Below are 19710 nucleotides of genomic sequence, written 5' to 3'. Positions count from 1 at the left end.
TCAAACTCCCAAGAAGGTACGCGATGCGTACCCTACATCGCTTGCAGCTCAGGCCATAAAATGCGTGCCATCTACGTTCTGTTTGCAATCGCTGCCGCCTTGAATTCGGCGATTGCGGCTACGGCAATCGAAACGGATGATCCATTGAAAGCGTTTGTGTTGGATCTATACCCCCGTGGCTCCGATTACTTCATCAACGGTAAGCACGATACCACCTTGTTTCGTTGCGTCGCCGACTTCAATGGCGACGCGCGACTTGACATCGCTTTATCGGAATTGAGCATTTGGGGAAATCGAACGGGGCCTTTTGATATTTTCACCCGAGAGCCGAACGGTCGATTCAAGTATCTTCGCACATCCGATTATGAGTCAAAGCTCAAAGCGCTCTGCCGCGAACGACTCGAATCGTGTTTCTCGAACGATTACCTGTCAACCGAGAAGTGTCAATGGAAAAATGAATTTGCAGAATAAGCACAGCCCTGCAATCAGAAAGATGTTTTATGCTGGTTCAAATCCAGCGGAGCGTTCAATGGATTTGACGGGTTACCAAATTCCAACTTTCAATCAAATCAACGAATACCGGAGTTACTATTTCTGCTCGCCGGTAACGACGTCGTTCATGGCGGGCGAATTCGACCGTTCCAAACGGCAGCGGATTTTATGGCGGGGTTTCGACCGCCTGCCGTCGAATTGTAAGGCGATATGCCGAGTTACACCGATCGAATAAGGTATGGCTTTATTCGAGGCCGGGCGGCGAATGTTAAACGGCTAGTGGAACGCGGACGTATGATCGGCTTGGTCCCCGCCTGCCGGGGATAGCTCGTCTGATAGGCCAGCCGTCGGCTGTTCTACGACCCGCATGCGCCGCACGTAAATCGACTATGCTGTCCCGATGATCGACTCTCCTTTTTTCAAAGTTCAGCCTGACGGATCGGTCGATATTGGCACGATGAACGTCAAACCAGTCACCAAACAGGACTTCCCTCGCTTGAGGCGGCCATTCGCGGTTTGGCTGTTCGTGGCGTTTGCGCTCGGCACGAACGCGGCGGCGAAGGATAGCGGTGCGACCTCGGGGAGAAAAGCTGCCCGCAATTTGCCGGATATTGATGCGACCGAACCCGATGCCGTCTATATTGAACACGAAACCAATATTTTCCATAATGCGGCTGTCGCCAATCTTTCCGCGAATATCGGCCTGGCGCCGGGTTGGGATGCGGGCCTCAGTGTGTTGAACGCGCAATTTGCCTCGACGGCTTCCCCGGCGGCATCGTTCCAGCCGGATATTTTGGTGAATTTGGAAAAACATTGGACGGCTGAAAACGTACAAGTGATCGCGGGGATGCAGAACGGCTTGGGCATTGCCGCGTCCGGCAACGCTTTCATGAATCTTGCCTATCTGGAATATCAACGCCATCTACCGGATTGGGATGTCGATATCGACACTGGTCTTTATTACGCCAACGCGGCGCTCGCCAATCACGATAGCGCGGGTTTGCATCTGAATGTCGAATTGCCGGTATCGGGAGAACTGAGGTTTGACGCCGATTATTGGTCCGGATTCAACGCCTTGGGCGGTACGACTTTCCGATTGTTGTATCCGCTGTACCGGAATTGGCGGGTCGGCTTGGGCGTGCAGTGCCCGACGCTGGACGTCGGCGATCCTGTCGTCGGCGTTTTGGGTGTTTATTGGCGATAATTCCGACCTTGGCCAACGTTGATTGGGATTCGCGCGTTTTTCCGGCTCGGTCGGTGACGGGAATGACGGCTTTAGTCGCACTGGGATCGAACGTCCGTTCCGCCGTCGAACTAAAATATCGGGCGTTCGTTACCTGACGATGCTCCGACCCAGCGGCTTTCGAGGCGACCGAAGGACTCTTTCACAGCTTTTGTTAACGTTGGTATCCATTAATCTCTACCCACCATTTCGCGATGACCGAATTTATGTACGACATTGACAGCGTACTGATAGCCGGGGTGCTATTGGTTTCCATGCTTTTGGCCATAGAAAGCGGTTATCGACTGGGCTCTCGCTCCGAGCATGTCACCGGCGAGGATTTCAAGCAACACGTCAATGCAACCTCGGCGTCGTTGCTGGGGATATTGGCGCTGTTGCTGGGATTTACATTTTCGTTGTCGTTACAGCGTTACGATAGCCGCAGCGAGGCGGTGGTCGACGAAGCTAATGCGATAGGCACGACCTACTTGCGTTCGCGGATGCTGCCGGCCGGCGTGCGGGACGAAGTCGGTAAGTTGTTGCACGAGTATGTCGATCTGCGGGTGAAGGCCGGGGAAATCGATCTGACCGCTCATCAAACCCTAAGCGAGATGGCCGCCGAAACCGGCAGGCTGCACTCGGCGTTGTGGGACTATGCGCGGCGTGCGGTGGAACTCGACCCGAGACCGGTGACCAGCGGCTTGTTCGTGCAAACCTTGAACGAATTGATCGACAATTACGGTAAACGCGACGCCGAACTTGCGCGGCATGTACCTGAGTTCGTGCTGATCCTGCTCTACATCACGTTCATCATGACCGGAGCGGTAGTCGGCTATGCCACCGGGCTCGCCGGACATCGTCCTTCGTTCGTTACCCACATTTTGGTCGGACTGATCGTAATTTTGGTATTTATCATCGTCGATTTGGACCGTCCGCGCCGCGGCTGGATTCAAGTGAGCCAGAAAAGCATGCTCGATCTGCAGACCGATATTCGCGAACTCTCCGGCGTCGGCAAGCAATAAGACAATCCAAGCCAAGGCCATCGCCGGACCCATACGCCAGATTACCGGTTTTTGGATGCTTCGTTTCCCGACTTCATCGACAAGCGTGCGGCATCAAGCCCGCCTCCAAACAGGCGTCGGAACCACGCTTGATCTCCCGAATAATTTCTAGTAGTGTTCCTGAGTCGAAAAAATGTGACCCAGGTCCGTTTGCGTTGTTCGGCGAAACCTCTAGGAAAACCTATCAACCGGGAGTTTTTATGAACCAGAATGTTTTAAGAGCAGGTGTATTGCTGTTGGCGAGTTTATCGAACGCGGTCGGTGCCGCGGTGTTGGATTTGTCGACCGACGGTTCCAATCCTACTCCGCTCAGTTTTTCCGCGGGCGACAACGTGGTCGACGTGAAATTGGACCCTAGCGCCGGCGCGGATTCGCGTTTTTTTAGGTTCGACATCGGAGCTGGCTATCGACTGACTTCTATTCAATTACAGGCTTTCACGTTTAGCCAGATTGGCGGCAACCCCACCGCTACCGGCGTGGCGTTTTTCGGTTTGAAGCAAGGTACGACGATCACGCCCAGCGTTGTCGACCCGTCCGCTGTCGATGGCTACGCGCTGCTGGGCGCTCCGGTCGGAACAACCCCGATCAACGGCGTTATTCCCACGAATGTCGGGGAAGATGTGTTTCCAAGTCTGATCGCTACCGGGGCCTTTACCGGCACCCAATTGCCCGCCACCTTAGGTGTGGGCAGCTACACGGTTTGGTTGCGCGAAAGCAGAACCATGGACACGTTTTCGTTGAACTTTAAAGTCGCCGCCGTTCCATTGCCCGGCGCCGCTTGGTCGATGGGGTCGGTGTTGCTTGGCTTGGTCGGTTGGGGAAATCGACGCTCTCCCCGCTCGAACTCGGTTGCGGCTTAATCGCGGATGGGTTTACCCGTTCGTTAACTATTCTCGAACCTCGTCCCATCGGCTATCGCGCCGATGGGTTTTCAAATATTTCCCAGCGTGCCTGAATTCGGAAAGGTTCTGGTCGTTCCTGATTGGGGTAGGCGTCCACGCCATCGAGCGAAGCCGGAGCCCGGTTGATGTGGCCAATCGCTGCTGGCCAGCCACCCGTGACGGCGTCCCGACGCGCGGTTATGGACGTCAGTGTGGCGAACGGCTTTTCAGCAAATCAATGCCTTGCCATATTAAACCGCGACCAAGCCCCGGTTTCGCGGAATAACTCGCCGCGCGGCCCCAAAAAGTCCTATCATATTAGCTATCTCTTATGTGAGACGGACTGAAAGGCGGTAGGGATTGCCGAAACTTTATTTCTCAATTGGAAATAAACAATGTATTCAGCATGGTATTGTAAATTAATGCCTGAGAGTTATAGTGAAGCCGTCTTCACTAACTCTGCGACTGAATTCAGTCCGGGATGTAAATATGAATGCTTCAAACAGCTTCTATAAAGATATTACCACCGGTTTATTGTTTATTATCGGTATGCTCGGTTTTCTGTCGGGCCAATTCGTAATCTCTACATTGATGTTCGGCGCGGCTTCAATTTTCAGCAATCTAACCTAAGTGATGCTGTACGGCCGTTATGGTTTCAGTTACACAACTCAAGGCGCTGGCGGTGAAAGTCCATGTCTTTCATCATCGGGTTGGGCGCCAATTCGCGTAAGGAGTATCACATGAAAATTCGAAAGGGCCGCGCAACGGTTAAAGTGAATGGGCTGGATTTTTTTAGGGCGTTGAGTATCTGGCGAATACCGACGCGACATAAATTAAACGCGGCGATGCTGGTTTTGTTTGGCTTATTGCACATCGCCGATGGCGTGATTACTTATCTCGGCTTGAGCTTTACCGATGTCGACGAGGTCAATCCCATTTTAAATTACTTCGCCGGCTTGGTGGGTTTAGGACTGGCCATTACATCGCTGAAAGTGGCGATACTTCTGGTGATTGCTTTTATCTTCTTCGACCGTCACTCGATCAAAGGGCGTTGGGGTACAGCCACCTTGGTTTGGGCCGATGCCTTTTACAGTTGGGTGGTGACCAATAATTTTACATTGGTCATGGGTGCCTGATTCCTTCTAACGCACCCGTTTGAAAAGCGTGGGCTCGGTTCTTTAGGCTCACGCGGTGTTGATGTAAACCCCGTATTTCTATCGTCCGTTGCCTCGAATCCCGTTTCCCGCTCTGACGGGAGGGGTTCCGGATTTGAAATCCCGCTTTTATTCCGATTCGTTAGCCACGACAAGGCAGCCCTAAACCGTTCAATGTTGGACGCGGCAACCTCTTGCTCCTATACTGCGACCGCTTAACCGCCTGTCCAATTGACGGCCATTACGAAAAATTCCACATGAAAATTCCGTTCCTGACCTTGCTTGGCCGATTTTGCGCGGCCCTGTTTATTGCCGGCTTGACCGGATGCGCCTATGTCACCGAAGGCAGCAAACTGCGGCCGATCACGCCACAGGCTAACGCGATGAGGCCGATGATAGAACATACGGTCGGCGACTTCGCGTTTACGATGGATGGCGGTGGTCTGGTGACTGACCATCTGGCTGGCGTGTTGATCAACCAGAACGTGCTGAATGCCTGGGTGGACAAAGCGTATATCCGCGATCACGAAGCGGTGGCGCCGGGCGAGTTTACCGGCAGAGCCGATTATCAATTGACCTTGTCCGGCAGCCAGCATGGCGAGTCTAGTATCGCTATGCAAATCGTCAGCGGACTGACGTTGTTTATAATCCCTTATACGGTTACCCAACATTACGATATTCGCTTTACGTTGATCGATGCGAAATCCGGTAAGTCATACGCCGCAAAGGTCGAAGAAGCGAATAAGGTGTACATGGAATTGTTTTTGTGGCTGGCATTGCCGTTTGCCGCGCACAACGAGCAGACCCTATTCGAGCGGATAGCCGATCATCTTTACGATCAGCTTTACCGGCAAGGCGCGTTTCAAACGACCAGAGCCCCGGGCGGCTTACCGTGAGGGGATTCGATTCCTGAACACCGTTAGGTCAATGCGAGCGCTATCCTCTCGCCCAAGCCTCGTCGGATTTGAATCCACGTTGGCGTGAAAGTCCACGCTCGGACTGGACTTTATCGTTTAGCCATCCATTAATACTAAAGCCACTATGCATATTTGGGTTGACGCGGACGCCTGTCCGAAGCCGGTCAAGGATATCTTATTTAGAGCAGCCGAGCGTTGCCGATTAGGGACGACCTTGGTGGCCAACCAACCGATACCGGTTCCACCGTCGCGCTACATCAAAATGCTGCGCGTCAGCAGCGGCTTCGACGTGGCGGATAACGAAATCGTCAAACGGCTGAAACCTGGCGATCTGGTGATAACCGCCGATATTCCATTGGCTGCCGAAGTCATCGCCAAGGGCGGTCACGCCATCGATCCGCGCGGCGAGCGCTATTCCAACGAAAACATCGGCGAAAGACTGCAAATCCGCTCGATGATGGACAGTCTGCGCGCCAGCGGTATCGACACCGGCAGTCCAGCGCCCTTGCATCCGCGAGATATTCAAGCATTCGCCAATCAATTGGACCGTTTTTTGGCGACCTTAAGCCGCGCCTGAAGGCGGTAATCATCCGCCACGCCGTTCGGCGAGGTGTTGTCGCGATCACCAGCAAGCCCCTTAGAGTTTCCGTGTCTAAGCGCTCCAACGTACCGACGTCGCGTATCGGACGCGCTAGTCTGTCGTTGGCTTTATGCCAAATCGTGTTGATCGCTGCCGGTATTCGGGCTGAATTGCCGTCGAATTGCCGGGAAGGCATTAACATTTCGATGTTCCTGAGTTAGCTTCAACACCAAGGACAGAAAATGGAAAAAAAGACTTCGTTGACCATTGTAAAAGCGGGATTCTGCTTATCGCTGCTTTCGCCGTTGCCGGCGTCAGCGACAAACGTCTACATCGACGTATCGAGCGGAACGCCGGTCATATCCAGCAACGATATTTGGTTTGCGCCGCTAGGTGGCGGCACGTCGGTGACGCAAATCATACCGGGCGGCTGGGCAATATCGTTTAGCATGGGAGGGGTATGGAACGGCTTTGGTGGTCCAAACAGGGGATTGGAACTGACGGATCTTTATACCGGGAAGTTAGTCGACAGTTTTGGCGTCGATTCGGTATCTTGGTCGGGTTTCCTGGATTACACCACGGTTTATTCTCAGTTATACATCCAGGACAGTGCCGGCGACGTCACAGGACGGACCCCCAGGATCAACAACGCTCCGGTTTCCTCCGCAGTGGAAATTCCCGGGGAATTTCAACTGGCGATGTCGAACATGCACACCGCCTACACCACGTTTGATGTTTATCTGAAAGGTTTCACCGTCAACGCATCGCCGATACCGCTACCGGCGGCTGCATGGTTGTTCGGTTCGGCGGTTTTCGGATTCGTTGGTTTGTCGCGCGGTCGCGTGAAACGCTCCGCCGGGTAGTCGGCGAATAACCGCACTTTGACAAATCGCTCGGTAGCCTCGCGACGAACGCACCATCGTTGATGTTCATTCGCGGTTTTACGTTAATTTTGCCGGCATATTGGCGCGACCTCTTGGCGTCGCCGCCGAGAGATTGTCCAAGCCGAGCCGATTGGCGAACGGTATAGGTTAACGGCGTTAGGCCTTGTCCGGAGAGGTTGTTTCGATCCCGTTCCATGCGTTGAAGCGGGATCGAGCGCCGCGCGGGATTTATTTCTTGGTCATGAAAAAGTAGATGGACTGACATTTCAAGACCATTTTCGCGCCGTCTTTCTCGACGGCGGTGCAGGTTTCCATTTTAGAGCGGCCCGGTGCGGCTTGTTTGTTGAGTTTGCCGTTTTCCACCGAATAATTCAGTATCGCCTTCAACTGGTCGATTCGGGCATGAGAGTCGGAGTCCTGGGTAATGCCTTCCAGGGTGCCGTCGTTTTTGAACGTCCAGGTGGTGTTCAGGCCGCGGGCGCCGCTGCCGTCGGCGTTCAAGGATTCCTTATCGATCTGCCAGTTGCCGAGCAACTCGGCTTGGGTCAATGGCTGTTCCGCCGCGCCGGCACCGAAAGAAAGAGTCAACAGCGCCAGCGCCGCCAGTTTGCGATAGGACATGATAAATTCCTTGAATTGCTTGTGGGAAAGGCTGCGATTGTAGCACGCTGGGTGCCGCTCGCTCAGTTGGAATGCCGCCGAAGCGTCGGTGGCGGGTCGCAATCGGCGAACAGCGCGCCGAGCGTCTCGGCCAGCGCATCCGCCGGACCGGCGCCAATGAAAATCAAACGGCCGCGTCTATCGTCGTTGGCGCGGGGCGGTAGCGGCGTTGCCGGGTAAAGCCGACCGGAAGCGGCCTGGATCGCGACCGGCCCATTGAAATCGGGCGGATAAACGACGCCCTTGATTCTCGGCAGCGCCGGACCGAGTTGGACGATGAGTCGCTGTAATGCGCTTTGCAATCGCGGCCAGTCGGGCGTTTGTTCGAAGTACAACGATACGCTTTGGAATGCATGTTCGATCGGATCGGCATTTGCGGGTAGGCGCCGAAACAGAGGCAACGGCGCATTCAGCAAGTCGCCGGTATCAAGTTGTGCCAATGTCCTGGTCAGGATCGGCGTGGCCGGTGCCAGGGTTTGCAGGTACGCTTCGAGACTACGGAGCTGCGCCGGCTCGGCCAGATCGGCATGGGTCAGCAGCAAGGTGTCGGCCCAGACCGCCTGGGCTTTGGCTTCGGCATGGCGTTGCAAATGCTCGACGGCCGATGGAATCGCCAAGGTCGCGATCACCTGCCGGAGCCGGTAGCGTTTGCTCAGCCACGGTTCGCGCAACAAGGTGTCCAGAATCGGCTCAGGGCTGGCGATGCCGCTGGTTTCGATGATGACTCGCGCGAAAGGCTTGACCGTCGAACCGTCCCAGGCCATGCGCAAATTTTTCAAAGTTGGCGCCAACGCACCCTTGATCTGGCAGCACAAACAGCCGCCGGACAGTACCGTCATTGGGATGCTTTGGTTTTCCAACAAATCCTGATCTACCGGCGTACCGCCGAATTCGTTGATGATCACCGCCGTTTTGATGCCGTCCGCCAGCAGCCGGTTCAGCAAGGTGGTTTTGCCGCTACCGAGAAAGCCGGTGAGGATCAGGACCGGGATGGGTTGGGGCATATTGGCTGGCATGATCGCGGAAGACGAAAGTCAAAGAGGAATCGGTGGAGTACAAACCTAGGTTTGTACTCCGGCTAACGCTAAGAGCTACCCCACGGTAACTAGATGGCAACCGCCCTCAAACCGCATCCAACGCTTGCTCCAAATCTTCGACCAGATCGTCGATGTGCTCGATACCGATCGACAACCGCAGCATCTCCTCGCTGACTCCGGCCTTGGCCAGTTCTTCCGGATTCAACTGGCGATGAGTGGTGGACGCCGGGTGAGTGGCCAGCGATTTGGCGTCGCCGATGTTCACCAGCCGGGTGAACAATTTGAAGGCATCCAATACCCGCGCACCGGCCTCGCGGCCGCCTTGTTTCAGGCCAAAGCTCAAAATGCCCGAGGCCCGGCCGCCCATGTATTTTTGCACCAAGGCGTGGTCGGGATGTTCCGGCAGGCCGGCGTAATTGACCCAGGCTACTTTCGGATGGTCTTGCAGCAGTTTGGCGATTTCCCAGGCATTCTCGCAGATGCGGTCCATCCGCAACGGCAGCGTTTCGATGCCTTGCAATACCAAGAACGCATTCATCGGCGCGATCGACGCGCCCATGTTGCGTAACGGCACCACCCTGGCTCGGCCGATGTAGGCCGCGGCGCCCAGCGCTTCGGTGTAGACCACGCCGTGATAGCTGACATCCGGCTCGTTCAGACGCTTGAAGCGGGCCTTGTGTTCGGCCCACGGAAATTGGCCGGAATCGACGATGATGCCAGCCACCGAGTTGCCGTGGCCGCCCATGTATTTGGTCAAGGAATGCACGACGATGTCGGCGCCGTGCTCGATCGGCCGGCACAAATACGGCGACGGCACGGTGTTGTCGACGATCAGCGGGATGCCGTGGGCATGCGCCACCTCGGCCAAGGCCGCGAAATCGGTAACGTTGCCCAGCGGGTTGCCGATGGATTCGCAAAAAATCGCCTTGGTGCGGCTATCGATCAACGGCGCGAAACTGCCAGGCTGGCGCGGATCGGCGAAGCGCACTTCAATGCCCAGTTGCGGAAAGGTATGGGCGAACAAATTGTAGGTACCGCCGTACAAGGTCGAGGCCGAGACGATGTTATCGCCGGCTTCGGCGATGGTTTGGATGGCATAAGTGGTGGCCGCCTGGCCGGAAGCCAGCGCCAGCGCCGCCAAGCCGCCCTCCATCGCCGCCACCCGCTGTTCCAACACGTCCTGGGTCGGATTCATGATGCGGGTGTAGATATTACCTTGCACTTTCAGGTCGAACAAATCCGCGCCGTGCTGGGCGCTATCGAAGGCATAGGCGACGGTTTGGTAAATTGGCACGGCGACCGCCTTGGTGGTGGGGTCCGGCGCGTAACCGGCATGGACGGCCTGGGTCTCGATTCTCATACACACTCCTGTTGTTTATTATGGTTTGCTAATCCTCGTCGAGGAAGGCGGGATTATACAAGCCAGGAAGCGCACAGCTAGTTCAAATTACCTTTGCTCTTAACAAGTAAGCGGAGTTGGTTATTAATGGGAATGGACAATCCTCCGGAGAGGAAACCTATCCGACGAATACGGAACGTTCGAAAACCTTGTATGTTATGTGAGAACGATCCAGAAAGGTTTTGAAGAAAGGCAGGTGGTTAACCCCTCCTGTTTCGGGAGGGGGTAATGTGCGAGCTAAAGTTTGATAATCAATATCTAACGTTGTTTAGGTAGGCGGGTCTTACTCAGTGGCGCGGGCGTAGTAGATCGAGGAGGCGCTTCGTCATCGTTATTTTTATTAGGTGAGCTTTCCCCCATTTTTCGACCGAAGATATAGCCTGCAATTGTACCCAATAGCGTGCCAAGAGCTTCCTTGCCAATTCTGTCGCCAGTACCCAATATTATAATGGTTAAAAGGATGAAGGCCATACTCATAACTTCTACTACCGATCTATCTTGAATCATCCGCAATGCTATGGCCTCCGGGAAGAAACGCAAACTAATAAATAATACGGTTAGCGCGGCGATCATGCCCCAAATACTGTATACCAAGCTTTGGTCCAATGCATTTTGTGATGTTTGTTTTTCGGCGAGCGCTTTATCCAAATTAGCTAGTTTCTCATCATTTGCCTTAATTTGGGTTTGCCGATTGGATATTTCCGATTCTACTCGTTGAAGTAAAATGGCAAGATAATCTGATTTTTGTTTTTTTAGCTCGTTAAAAGGTTTGGAATAGAAGTCTTTGGATAAGTTTTTTAGCTCGTCTTCTATGGCGAGAAAAGTACTGTTTTGAATGTCTGATCGGCTTAAATTGTTTGGTGAATTGTTTAGAAAGTCCGATGTTTTGCTTAACGGGGCGCTTTCTTCTCTCGATAACCTGGAGTATGGCCGTTGAGTTGACATTATAATCTGCGTGTCTATTTGATTTTGATTATAGTTATTCGACTCGTTCAGGTTCTGATATAAGCTTTGATCGCAATCTGAAAGTTTAATGAATATATCGCCGGCATCCCAGAATGCTTGTTGAAAATCTCTGAAAGCTCCGAAAGAATCATTTTGCTGACGTAGATGAGAATTTGGAGGGGAAGCTTTTAAGGCCTGAAATCGACCGTTTAGCGTTTTTATCAAGCGTTCGCCTGCTTCGGAATCGTAGATTTGACTATCGACACACTTCTTTGCGGACTCGACTTTTGCTTTCAAGGATTGTAAAAGTATAACTTCTTTCCCTAATTGAGCATTGCTCTCCGAAATGGAGCTATATTGCCTCTCAGCTGCAAATCTTGACTCAACTCGGTTCGCTTCTTCTCCGGCAAAACAAGGGTATGTCGAAAATGTAAAGACTGTAATTAAACATATAGTATTTTGAATAAGTCTTAAATTCATTGTTTTATTTTTAGTTTTAATATTTAGACTTTCATTGCCTGAAAATAATGAGTTGGAACGGTATTTTTTCAAAAACTATGGCGATGAATTGGAATTCCGCCGAGATGCCGTTTTTTTACTTGGTTCTCGTTCGATTCGTGGTTTTACTGGTCGTTCTGTATTTTCTGACAACGAACAATCCTTGGGTTTAGGCTCGACGTAGGGAATTTTGACCGACAGATCCTTGCCGTCCACCGGATAATCGCTTTCCAAGTACTTACCGCAACTGACGTGCTTGGGCGAATAATTATCCACGTAGATTTGTTGAGTGTTGTTGGCCGGATAGAATTCGCCGCTCGGGCAGCGCGCCGACTGGGTGGGGCCGATAGCGATCAGGGTGCCTTTCTTCAGGGTACATTTGGCGACCCATTTGAGTTCATTCCAAGCGGGGCAGATCGCATTCTTGGCGCGGTAGTCCTGGTCCGTGCCGGACGGGCGTTCCGCGGTCCACCAAGGGCCGAGCCGGTTACTGCCGCCGTAGGCGTTCAAGCCGCCGTCAGGGCCATTCCACATCCGGTAAACTTCGACGTCGTCGGTGATGCGGAGCAGTTTGCCCGACGCTATCCCGCCTTTTTCCGGTTCGGCAACCGCGCTGGCGAGAACGTCGTTATCGCAGCTTTCGGCGCAGTCCTCGACTAACTCGACCTTGCCGGCCATCGCCGCCGGCAGAAAAATCGGCTTTTGCTGACATTCGCAGCCGGCCGCCAATAACACTAACGCCAACAAGCCGATTTTCGCGCCGGCGCCGATGCCGGCCGCGATGCCGCCGACTACGGGATTGGCGGCGCGAGGATTTTTCATGAGTCGAGGAAATTGTTCGGTCATCGCAAGTTGTCCTGGATTTGGCTGAAGTTAACGGAGAAGGAAGCGCTTATTTATCCGCGTCGGCGGCGGGCGGTTTGCGGCCGGAGCCGCGAATCGCAAACAGTTTGGAGATCGCGTCGAACCAAAACGGCGCGCCCAAGGTCCCGGTCATCGCTGTGATTAGCCAGCCTAGCCAGGGAGCTTTTTGGTCGTCCAAGCGTTGGATCGCGCAAGGTGTGCCCTGGCTGTCGTATTTGACGTTCCAACCGATCGGTAACGACAGTTGCCGAAAATGATCGAGGTCGCGGCGCAAGGCTTCGATACTTTGCCGCAGTTTGACTTGCGCTTCGCTGTCGGCGCCGTCCGGATTCAGCGGCCCGGCCGCATTGTCCGCCCGCTGGGCCGTTTCGACCAACGCCGAGACCATGGCCGGATTCGAGCGTAAATAGTGGGCAATGTGCAGTGTATCGACATTCAGGACGGCGGCCAATAAAAAGCCGACCGCGAACATCACCGCCTGACTGCGGCGTTTGTACCAACCGCCGACTCTGTCCATCACCAGCGAAAAATGTTGCTCGACCTTGGTCTTGAAAGCCACGAGATCGCCGCCGGCGGTTTCCAGCATCGGCCCGAACAAGGTTTGCAGATGCGGACTCAGTTCGGCCAGGCTGGCGGCAATCCGTTCCGGGGTGCGCTCGCCCTTGGCCAAAAATTGCACGAAGACCTCGGCGAAGCAGGCCGGCTCGATGTAGGACGGTTTGGAGCCGGGCTGCGACAAGGTATCGATCAAGGGATGGGCGAACAGCTTTTGGGTCAATGCCGGCAAGCCGGGCACCGCCGCCAAATCGGCGGTATCGTTCAGCACCTCGTGGATTTTGCGATCCACTTGTCCCAGCCAGCGCCGCCAGCGGCCGCTACCTTCCAGTTCGCCCATCAACAACGCGACACCCTCGAACAACACCTTGCCGCGCATTTCCAGCAATTGGGCGACCACTTCGTTGACGCTGCTCACCAAGCCGGCGAACATCGCGAATACCAAACATAAGCCGATTAAAATGTCGATCATGCGCTTTACGCCCCCCTAATTGAAAGGGTGTCGGAATGCCCCTCTCCCCGCGAAAGAGAGGTCGGGGCGCCGGGGAAATGCAAGGTAACGCATTGTTTTTACCCCCTCCCCCTGCCCAGTCCCGCGAGGATAGGGTTCTGTTTTGACTTTTACGACAGCCTGTTGACGCTTCAATGACGAATTTAGCCGCCGAACACGATCGGCTGACCTTCGGTCCTCGCGGCATCGCGAGTATAAGCCACGCCGTCCACCTTTAGACCGCGCTGGTCCAGCAATGTGATGGTACCGCCTTTGTTGGACAATTGCGCGCCCTTGCCGCTCAGCATCACTGTCAAGGCGCGGCCGGGCTCGATTTTGCCGGCAATCGCTTCGGCCTTGTCTTGCTGATCCAGAATTTTCCAGCCGGCCAGATCCAGCGTATGCCCGGACGAGTTCAACAACGTCACGAATTCCTGGCCGGGATCGGCGCCGGGCGGATTGACCATCGCCGCGACGATGCGGGCCAAATGATAGGGCGAATCCGGCGCGACCACCGGCCAGGGATCGACGCTGCCGGTATCGGGAATCGGTACTTCGGGCACCGACGGCGCGTCGCCGATCGGATCGGCGGTCTGGTCGTCGGTATGCCAAACCTGGTTTTGAAATTTGATGAACAGCCCGACCGCGCCGCCGGAGCCTGAGAAATCAAAGATCAAGCCACCATCGTGGAAAGTGCCGTTGCTCTCGCCGGCGCCACCCTGATTCATGTGGATCAAATGTACCCCGTTGCCGGGTTCGAAATGGAAATACTGGTCCGGTTTGCCGGACTCGGGCCCCCATTTTTCGCCGAAGGCGTAAACCACCGCGCCCGGATCGGCGATTGCCCGCTGCGCCAAGTCTTCGACGAATTCGAACAAATCGTTGTTGGGGCCGGGCGCCAGATGGGGGATGGGCTTCATGTCTTGGCCGCGAAACAGATTGCCGCGGATGTAATCGATCGCCGCGCCGTCGGCGACGCCGTCCGCCAGATTGCTCCAACCGTTCGGCAGTTCGCGGGCCCGGTCCAGCACCGGATGCTTCAGATCGTGCACGATCAAGTATTCGACCAAGCGTTGCGCGACCGGACCTCGGCTGGAACGCACATTGATCGCGATGCGGTATTTGACGCCGCCGACGCTGACCAGCAGTTCCGAGTGCGGATCATCGTCGCTATCGCGTTGGTAGTCGATGGCCTTGGCTTTTAATACGCCGTAATTCTTCATTGTCATCTCTCCTGGAGCATGCCGGCTATGTTTGGGGGCTCGCGTGGGTTCTATTCGCCGTCCAACGGCCCAAGGGTTGCGCCGGTATTCTCGGCCAAGTTCCGCCATGGGGCAACGGGGATTTCGTACTAGTACAAATGTACTGGGCTCGCCGAGATTCGCGGCGAAGCGGGCATACGATCGCGCCGAGCGCCCCAGCTGGACAAACCAAACGCGGAACATTTTTCCCGCCCGACCCGGCTCTTCAGCGCGATGCCATAAATCAGTGCCGACCGGCATCGTTAAGGTTGGCTCGGAGGCAATGTCGGGCGGCCTGAGGCGAGCGCTTCCAACCCGGCAACCCGCTCGAAAGCGAGTACCACGAAAACGATATTTCGTAAGCTAAACGAAATATCGTCTCCAAATTCCCCGGCATTTGCCGCGCTTGGGCTTGAGCGCCAGGTGTTGATTCGTGCAAATTTGATTTATATCAATCCTTTGTGAGGTTCTAAGCGGTTGACTTCCCAATTGGCACGCTATTTGACTGAAGTATGCCGTCAGCCGCCGAGCGGCTTCCTGTAACTTGGCTCAATCAGGGTTTTATCTATGAATATCGACTCCGTAGGGACCAGTACCGTCCCCATGTCCAGCCGTCAATCGGCCGCGATTTTGCGGTCGAATCTGTTTGCCGAGCGCCGGACTCGGCCGGAAGCAACACAGGTGTTCGCCCCCGACATCCCAATCGCTTGGAACGACCGCGCCGGTACCGAGTCGGTGGCCAATGCGGAGCAGGCTGGCGGCGAACGAAATTGCGCATTGCATGGCGATTGTTTGCATTTGCATCAAGTCAACGCCGAAGTCGCCGAACTGAAACGGGCGCTAGCCATCAGCCAGCAGGAATTGGCCGCCGCGCGGCTGACCATTGCCGAATTGACCAAAACCGAAGCGAATTTAAGCCGGCAATTGCAGCAAATCGCCGAAAGTTGCGAGCAAGCCTTGCATCTAGCCCACCATGACGAATTGACCGGTTTGGCTAATCGCAGCCTGCTGCTGGACCGCTTGCAACAAGCCTTGGCGCAGGCCGATCGCCAGCAAAAACCGGTGGCCGTCTTGTTCATCGATCTGGACGATTTCAAGACCATCAACGATAGCTTTGGTCACGATGCCGGCGACCGTTTGTTGCGCGAAGTGGGCCGGCGTTTGTCGGCCGATATTCGTTGCGGCGACACCGCCTGCCGCTACGGCGGCGACGAGTTTTTGTTGCTGTTGACCGACATCGACGGCGAAGCCGGCGTCAATGCGGTGATCGAAAAAATTCACGCATGCCTGGCTGCCCCGTATCAATTGGCCGGTCGGGAAATCTCGGTCAGCGCCAGCATAGGCGCGGCGCTGTATCGTCGGGACGGCCTGAACGGCACCGAATTGTTGAAACAAGCCGACCGGGCGATGTACCGGGCCAAACGGCGGCGGGGTTTAGGCGATTCAGTGTGTTAGTCGGAATGACTTTCCCGTTTCGGCAAGCCGCCGAAACGGGAATGCGTCGCTAGCCGGGGCGGCAATGTACTCCGGCCCCGGCTTTACTTGAACGCCTTAGCGCGCAGCTATCCAGCCGCCAACCGCCGCCGGCCGGTCAACCAGCCCAGCAGCATCGTGCCGAACAACCAAGCCGAAGCCGGCACGGGGACCGGATTGATCGGCCCGGAGTCTTCGGGACGGCTGATCATCGTCCGGGCGGACGCGGTGGCCCCAAAGGATCCGCTCACCAAATGCTCGCCGTCGCCGGAAATCACGAAGACAAAGCTACCGTTTCGAGTTTGCGGTACCGCATCGTAGCTGTTGGTGGACACCAGAACCGCCTTGTTGGCGCCCGCACCGTCGCTACCGTAATAGTTGGCATAAATATTGGTCGTGGCGTTCGCCCAATTGTAAATATCGCCTTCGCCGCCGCCGCTGACCGAGTGTTGCCAGTCCAGCGTCAGTATGGCCAGACCGTTACCGCTCAATTCGAAACTACCGCTGTTGCCGGCGGTCGCAAAGCCATTGGTGTAGTTACCGGTCGTGCTTTGCGAATGACTGTCCAGCGAGTCGGCATTGCGGGTGGCGCGGCTTTGCGAAAGCGTGGTGGCCGTGTCGGTAGTCAATGCGCTGCCGAAATCCGCCGCCGTAACACTTTGGTTCGGATAATCGTTGCTGGGTGGATTGGTCCACACGAAGGCCCAGGAGTTGGCGACGCCGCTTTGGGCGGTCCAGCGAAACGCCGGCGCGTTAGTGCCGTTCGATAAGTCGATAAGTTGGATGTTGAAACTGCTCCAGTCTATCGTCGAACTGGCGACGACCGATGCATTGGCGCTAGGCAGGCTCCCGACCGCGCACAATGCGTATAGCGCCGCGACGGCGGGGATAGATAAACATTTCATAATGATATTCCTTGAATAACGAATGGGGTTAAGCAACGGCCGAACGGCCGATCCGCGATGGGATCGTCAGCGCCGACCGGCGACGATAAAAGAGTCGGTTGGACAAGGCCGCCGGATCGCACGTCGATGCGTGGGTGATCCGGCCTTCGGGGCACGCGCGCTAACATGAAGCCGATAGCGATTTGCGCTTCAGGCCGCCCCATGCGGCAACGACCGTACCGCCGAACAGCCAGAACGCCGAAGGAATCGGCACCGTACTGACCGTGCTGGTATTGACATCGGCCATGACGCCAAAATTGCCGATGACCACATTGACGCCATCGCCGGTGACGGCAAAGCGAAACCTGCCGCTTTGGCTATCAGAACCCTGAGAGAGACTGATGGATGCGCTCTTACTACCGCCGCCGTTGGCGCCGTTTTGGTCGGTATAATTGCCGGACAGATTGACGCTGGCATAGCCGTATGCCGACAAATGGTCGGTGAGCTCGGCGCCGCTGACCGCCAATGTCCAATCCAGCGTGATCAGCGCAACGCCTTTGCCGCGCATCTCGAAGCTACCTTGGTTGTTGGCCTGGGTCGCCGCGAAATTGTTGCCGAGCGCATCGCTTTGGGCCTGGGCTTGCACGATCTCGTCGCCGCGTTCGGCGTGGCTGCCGGAGTGTGTGCTGTTACTCGCGGAGCTTAGCTGAGTCGTGAAATCCTCGACGCTTTGGTTGTCGGAGTTGCCCTCCACCAGATCCGTGTAAGCACTGCTATTCACACTGCCAAACGGCGAAATCCAACTAAATTGCGGCGTATCGAATCCGCCGGACAAGTCGATAATTTCCACGTCTAACGGGTTCCAATGAACGGTGGCGGTGGCGACGACCGTCGCGCCGGCGGTTTGCGGGCCTACGCTTAGTGCAAGCAGGCCGAGAGTCAGTAAGGGCTTGAAACTAAAAAATGTCATACGATGGTTCCTGAGGGTAATGTTGGGGGTATGAGGCGCTTGTTCCGCGCGATTTAACGCGCATTCGGACTTAAGCGTTGCCGGCGCGAAATGCCCATTAGACCCAGCATGGCCGAGGAAAACAGCCACGCGGCGGCTGGCACGGGTACCGGGCTGGTCGGCGTCGTCAGTGACGGGTTGAGGGAGAAATGGCCGATGACACGGGTGTCGCCGTCTAAATTAAAAAATATTCGCGAGTACAGGGAGTCGCCGAATTTTAAATCGGCGTCGATACTCAACAAGCCGTTATCCGGATTTACGCCGATAACCGGATCAATCAGTTCGAAGAACGCTCCGCTTGCTGGACCGGCATCGTTGCCGATATACCAACTCTCGGTTTCGCCGCGATGCTCCAACGTCAAGCCCCGCATCCACAGCACGCCGGAAGGCGAGTTGAAATCGCTATGCAGGCGTAGCGAGCCGCCGAGCGCAATCTTGCCGACCCCGGTGGTCGGGTCGAAATCGGTTGGGTGATAGCCGTCAGCCCAGCCGGGGTCCAGGCCCTCGTCCAGCGAATCGACCGCCATGGCCCAACCGCCGGCCGGTTGCGCCGCCGGAACTTGCTGTGCGGGATCCAGCACCCGCCATTCGGCAAGAGCCGCCGCAGTCGCGGTACCGTTGGCAATCGCGGCATTGGTGGCCAACCACCAGGGTTGCAATTTGGCAGGCACGCTGTTGTCGACAAACAACTGCGGATAAGCCCAACGCCGCCCGGCGATGTCGGCGGTGGGTATCCGCTGACCGCCGTAGAGCTCCTGATAGTTCATGTTTTTATAGCTTTCCAGCGGTTTCAGCGTCGCCCAGGTTGCTTGATCGTAACTGAGATAGGCTGTGCCGCCGATGGAGCCCTCCAGCGCCACGGCGTTGGCCGACGCGGCGATTGCCGCCAAGCCGCAGAGAGAAAGTTGCCGGACCCTGCTCGACGGTCCGATACGTGAAGTATGCATTGTCATCATGTTTGCTCGAGTAAAGACGTTTTTAGGAAAAGTCGTGAATCGCTAACGGGTATTGCCATCAGCTTATTAACCCGGCCCTATTGATCACAGGTATTCCGTTCGGGCTGAGCGCGTCTCAGCCCCCGCTGGCGTGGCCTGAGACAGGCTCGCGGCGAACGGTATTTAAGAACCGGGTTAATAATTCAATAGGCATTAACCATGCCGTTAGGAATAGATTCTGAAATTTTTAGTTCGCCATTTGTTAGCAACTGATTTGATTAGGCAATTTTTCTATTTAGACCGATGGGTCTCGACGAGTATCTAGGCGTGATTGCTGTCTAGCGGAGACAAAGTGCGGCATTTCACGTTTGATGCGGGATATGCCGTATTTTGGGCGATTCCCGAAGGTGCGCAGGTATTCGCCGGAGACAATGACGATCATCGGAGAGACTCGCGGGGCGGTTGCGGCGCTTGAACGCCCCTAGCATTTAAGGTTTAGCGCCAGGTTTTACCGATTAGTGCTTTAGCG

General features: G+C 55.5%; 19 protein-coding genes. 9 read left to right on the top strand and 10 right to left on the bottom strand.

Annotated elements, in window-relative coordinates; all coding sequences use genetic code 11:
- Positions 1-60: 60 nt before the first annotated feature.
- From A1355_RS11075 to A1355_RS11035, 8 genes are all read left to right on the top strand, one after another.
- Entirely contained in the window at positions 61-471 is a 411-nt protein-coding gene (locus A1355_RS11075) for a hypothetical protein (protein ID WP_064027996.1), read from the top strand.
- A gap of 421 nt (positions 472-892) precedes the next feature.
- Positions 893-1696, top strand: a complete 804-nt coding sequence (locus tag A1355_RS11065; RefSeq protein ID WP_064027992.1) for a hypothetical protein — start codon at positions 893-895, stop codon at positions 1694-1696.
- A gap of 233 nt (positions 1697-1929) precedes the next feature.
- Positions 1930-2736 (top strand): DUF4239 domain-containing protein, encoded by an 807-nt coding sequence (locus tag A1355_RS11060; protein ID WP_082885494.1) that lies wholly within the window; start codon positions 1930-1932, stop codon positions 2734-2736.
- Positions 2737-2975: 239 nt separating this feature from the next.
- Positions 2976-3635: a hypothetical protein gene (locus A1355_RS11055; protein ID WP_157197847.1), complete on the top strand. Its 660-nt coding sequence runs from the start codon at positions 2976-2978 to the stop codon at positions 3633-3635.
- A gap of 761 nt (positions 3636-4396) precedes the next feature.
- Complete coding sequence (locus A1355_RS11050) at positions 4397-4792, top strand: DUF5658 family protein (protein WP_139306396.1); 396 nt, start codon at positions 4397-4399, stop codon at positions 4790-4792.
- Between the two features lie 275 nt (positions 4793-5067).
- The gene (locus A1355_RS11045) at positions 5068-5706 is read left to right on the top strand and encodes a hypothetical protein (RefSeq protein WP_064027986.1); all 639 of its coding nucleotides are present in this window, start codon (positions 5068-5070) and stop codon (positions 5704-5706) included.
- Positions 5707-5851: 145 nt separating this feature from the next.
- Positions 5852-6304: a YaiI/YqxD family protein gene (locus A1355_RS11040; protein WP_064027984.1), complete on the top strand. Its 453-nt coding sequence runs from the start codon at positions 5852-5854 to the stop codon at positions 6302-6304.
- 245 nt (positions 6305-6549) lie between these two features.
- Entirely contained in the window at positions 6550-7170 is a 621-nt protein-coding gene (locus A1355_RS11035; protein ID WP_064027982.1) for a hypothetical protein, read from the top strand.
- A 249-nt stretch (positions 7171-7419) separates the two neighbouring features.
- Here the strand turns inward: A1355_RS11035 and A1355_RS11030 are convergent, their stop codons facing one another.
- The 7 genes from A1355_RS11030 to A1355_RS11000 form a co-directional block, all read right to left on the bottom strand.
- Positions 7420-7812 (bottom strand): hypothetical protein, encoded by a 393-nt coding sequence (locus tag A1355_RS11030; protein ID WP_064027980.1) that lies wholly within the window; start codon positions 7810-7812, stop codon positions 7420-7422.
- Positions 7813-7874: 62 nt separating this feature from the next.
- A complete protein-coding gene (locus A1355_RS11025) occupies positions 7875-8855 on the bottom strand; it encodes a CobW family GTP-binding protein (protein WP_082885497.1) in 981 nt (326 codons plus the stop codon).
- A gap of 118 nt (positions 8856-8973) precedes the next feature.
- Positions 8974-10248 carry an O-acetylhomoserine aminocarboxypropyltransferase/cysteine synthase family protein gene (locus A1355_RS11020; protein WP_064027975.1) on the bottom strand — a complete coding sequence of 425 codons (1275 nt, stop codon included), beginning with the start codon at positions 10246-10248 and terminating at the stop codon, positions 8974-8976.
- 297 nt (positions 10249-10545) lie between these two features.
- Positions 10546-11784, bottom strand: a complete 1239-nt coding sequence (locus A1355_RS11015) for a hypothetical protein (protein WP_157197846.1) — start codon at positions 11782-11784, stop codon at positions 10546-10548.
- Positions 11785-11787: 3 nt separating this feature from the next.
- Positions 11788-12576 carry a hypothetical protein gene (locus tag A1355_RS11010; protein ID WP_157197845.1) on the bottom strand — a complete coding sequence of 263 codons (789 nt, stop codon included), beginning with the start codon at positions 12574-12576 and terminating at the stop codon, positions 11788-11790.
- 46 nt (positions 12577-12622) lie between these two features.
- Complete coding sequence (locus A1355_RS11005) at positions 12623-13621, bottom strand: hypothetical protein (RefSeq protein WP_064027966.1); 999 nt, start codon at positions 13619-13621, stop codon at positions 12623-12625.
- Between the two features lie 182 nt (positions 13622-13803).
- Positions 13804-14862 carry a DUF2278 family protein gene (locus tag A1355_RS11000; RefSeq protein ID WP_197471786.1) on the bottom strand — a complete coding sequence of 353 codons (1059 nt, stop codon included), beginning with the start codon at positions 14860-14862 and terminating at the stop codon, positions 13804-13806.
- A gap of 585 nt (positions 14863-15447) precedes the next feature.
- Between A1355_RS11000 and A1355_RS10995 the strand changes: the two genes are divergently transcribed.
- Positions 15448-16335 (top strand): diguanylate cyclase domain-containing protein, encoded by an 888-nt coding sequence (locus A1355_RS10995; protein WP_064027962.1) that lies wholly within the window; start codon positions 15448-15450, stop codon positions 16333-16335.
- Positions 16336-16442: 107 nt separating this feature from the next.
- Here A1355_RS10995 and A1355_RS10990 read toward each other — a convergent pair whose 3' ends face one another.
- The 3 genes from A1355_RS10990 to A1355_RS10980 form a co-directional block, all read right to left on the bottom strand.
- Positions 16443-17258 carry a hypothetical protein gene (locus A1355_RS10990; RefSeq protein WP_064027960.1) on the bottom strand — a complete coding sequence of 272 codons (816 nt, stop codon included), beginning with the start codon at positions 17256-17258 and terminating at the stop codon, positions 16443-16445.
- A gap of 160 nt (positions 17259-17418) precedes the next feature.
- Complete coding sequence (locus tag A1355_RS10985) at positions 17419-18207, bottom strand: hypothetical protein (protein ID WP_064027958.1); 789 nt, start codon at positions 18205-18207, stop codon at positions 17419-17421.
- Positions 18208-18260: 53 nt separating this feature from the next.
- Complete coding sequence (locus tag A1355_RS10980; protein ID WP_157197844.1) at positions 18261-19202, bottom strand: hypothetical protein; 942 nt, start codon at positions 19200-19202, stop codon at positions 18261-18263.
- Between the last annotated feature and the right edge of the window lie 508 nt (positions 19203-19710).

The sequence above is a fragment of the Methylomonas koyamae genome, assembly GCF_001644025.1.
Classification (GTDB): domain Bacteria; phylum Pseudomonadota; class Gammaproteobacteria; order Methylococcales; family Methylomonadaceae; genus Methylomonas; species Methylomonas koyamae_A.
The sequence above is the reverse complement of the archived record's forward strand: the minus strand, read 5'-3'. Positions and strand labels throughout refer to the sequence as shown.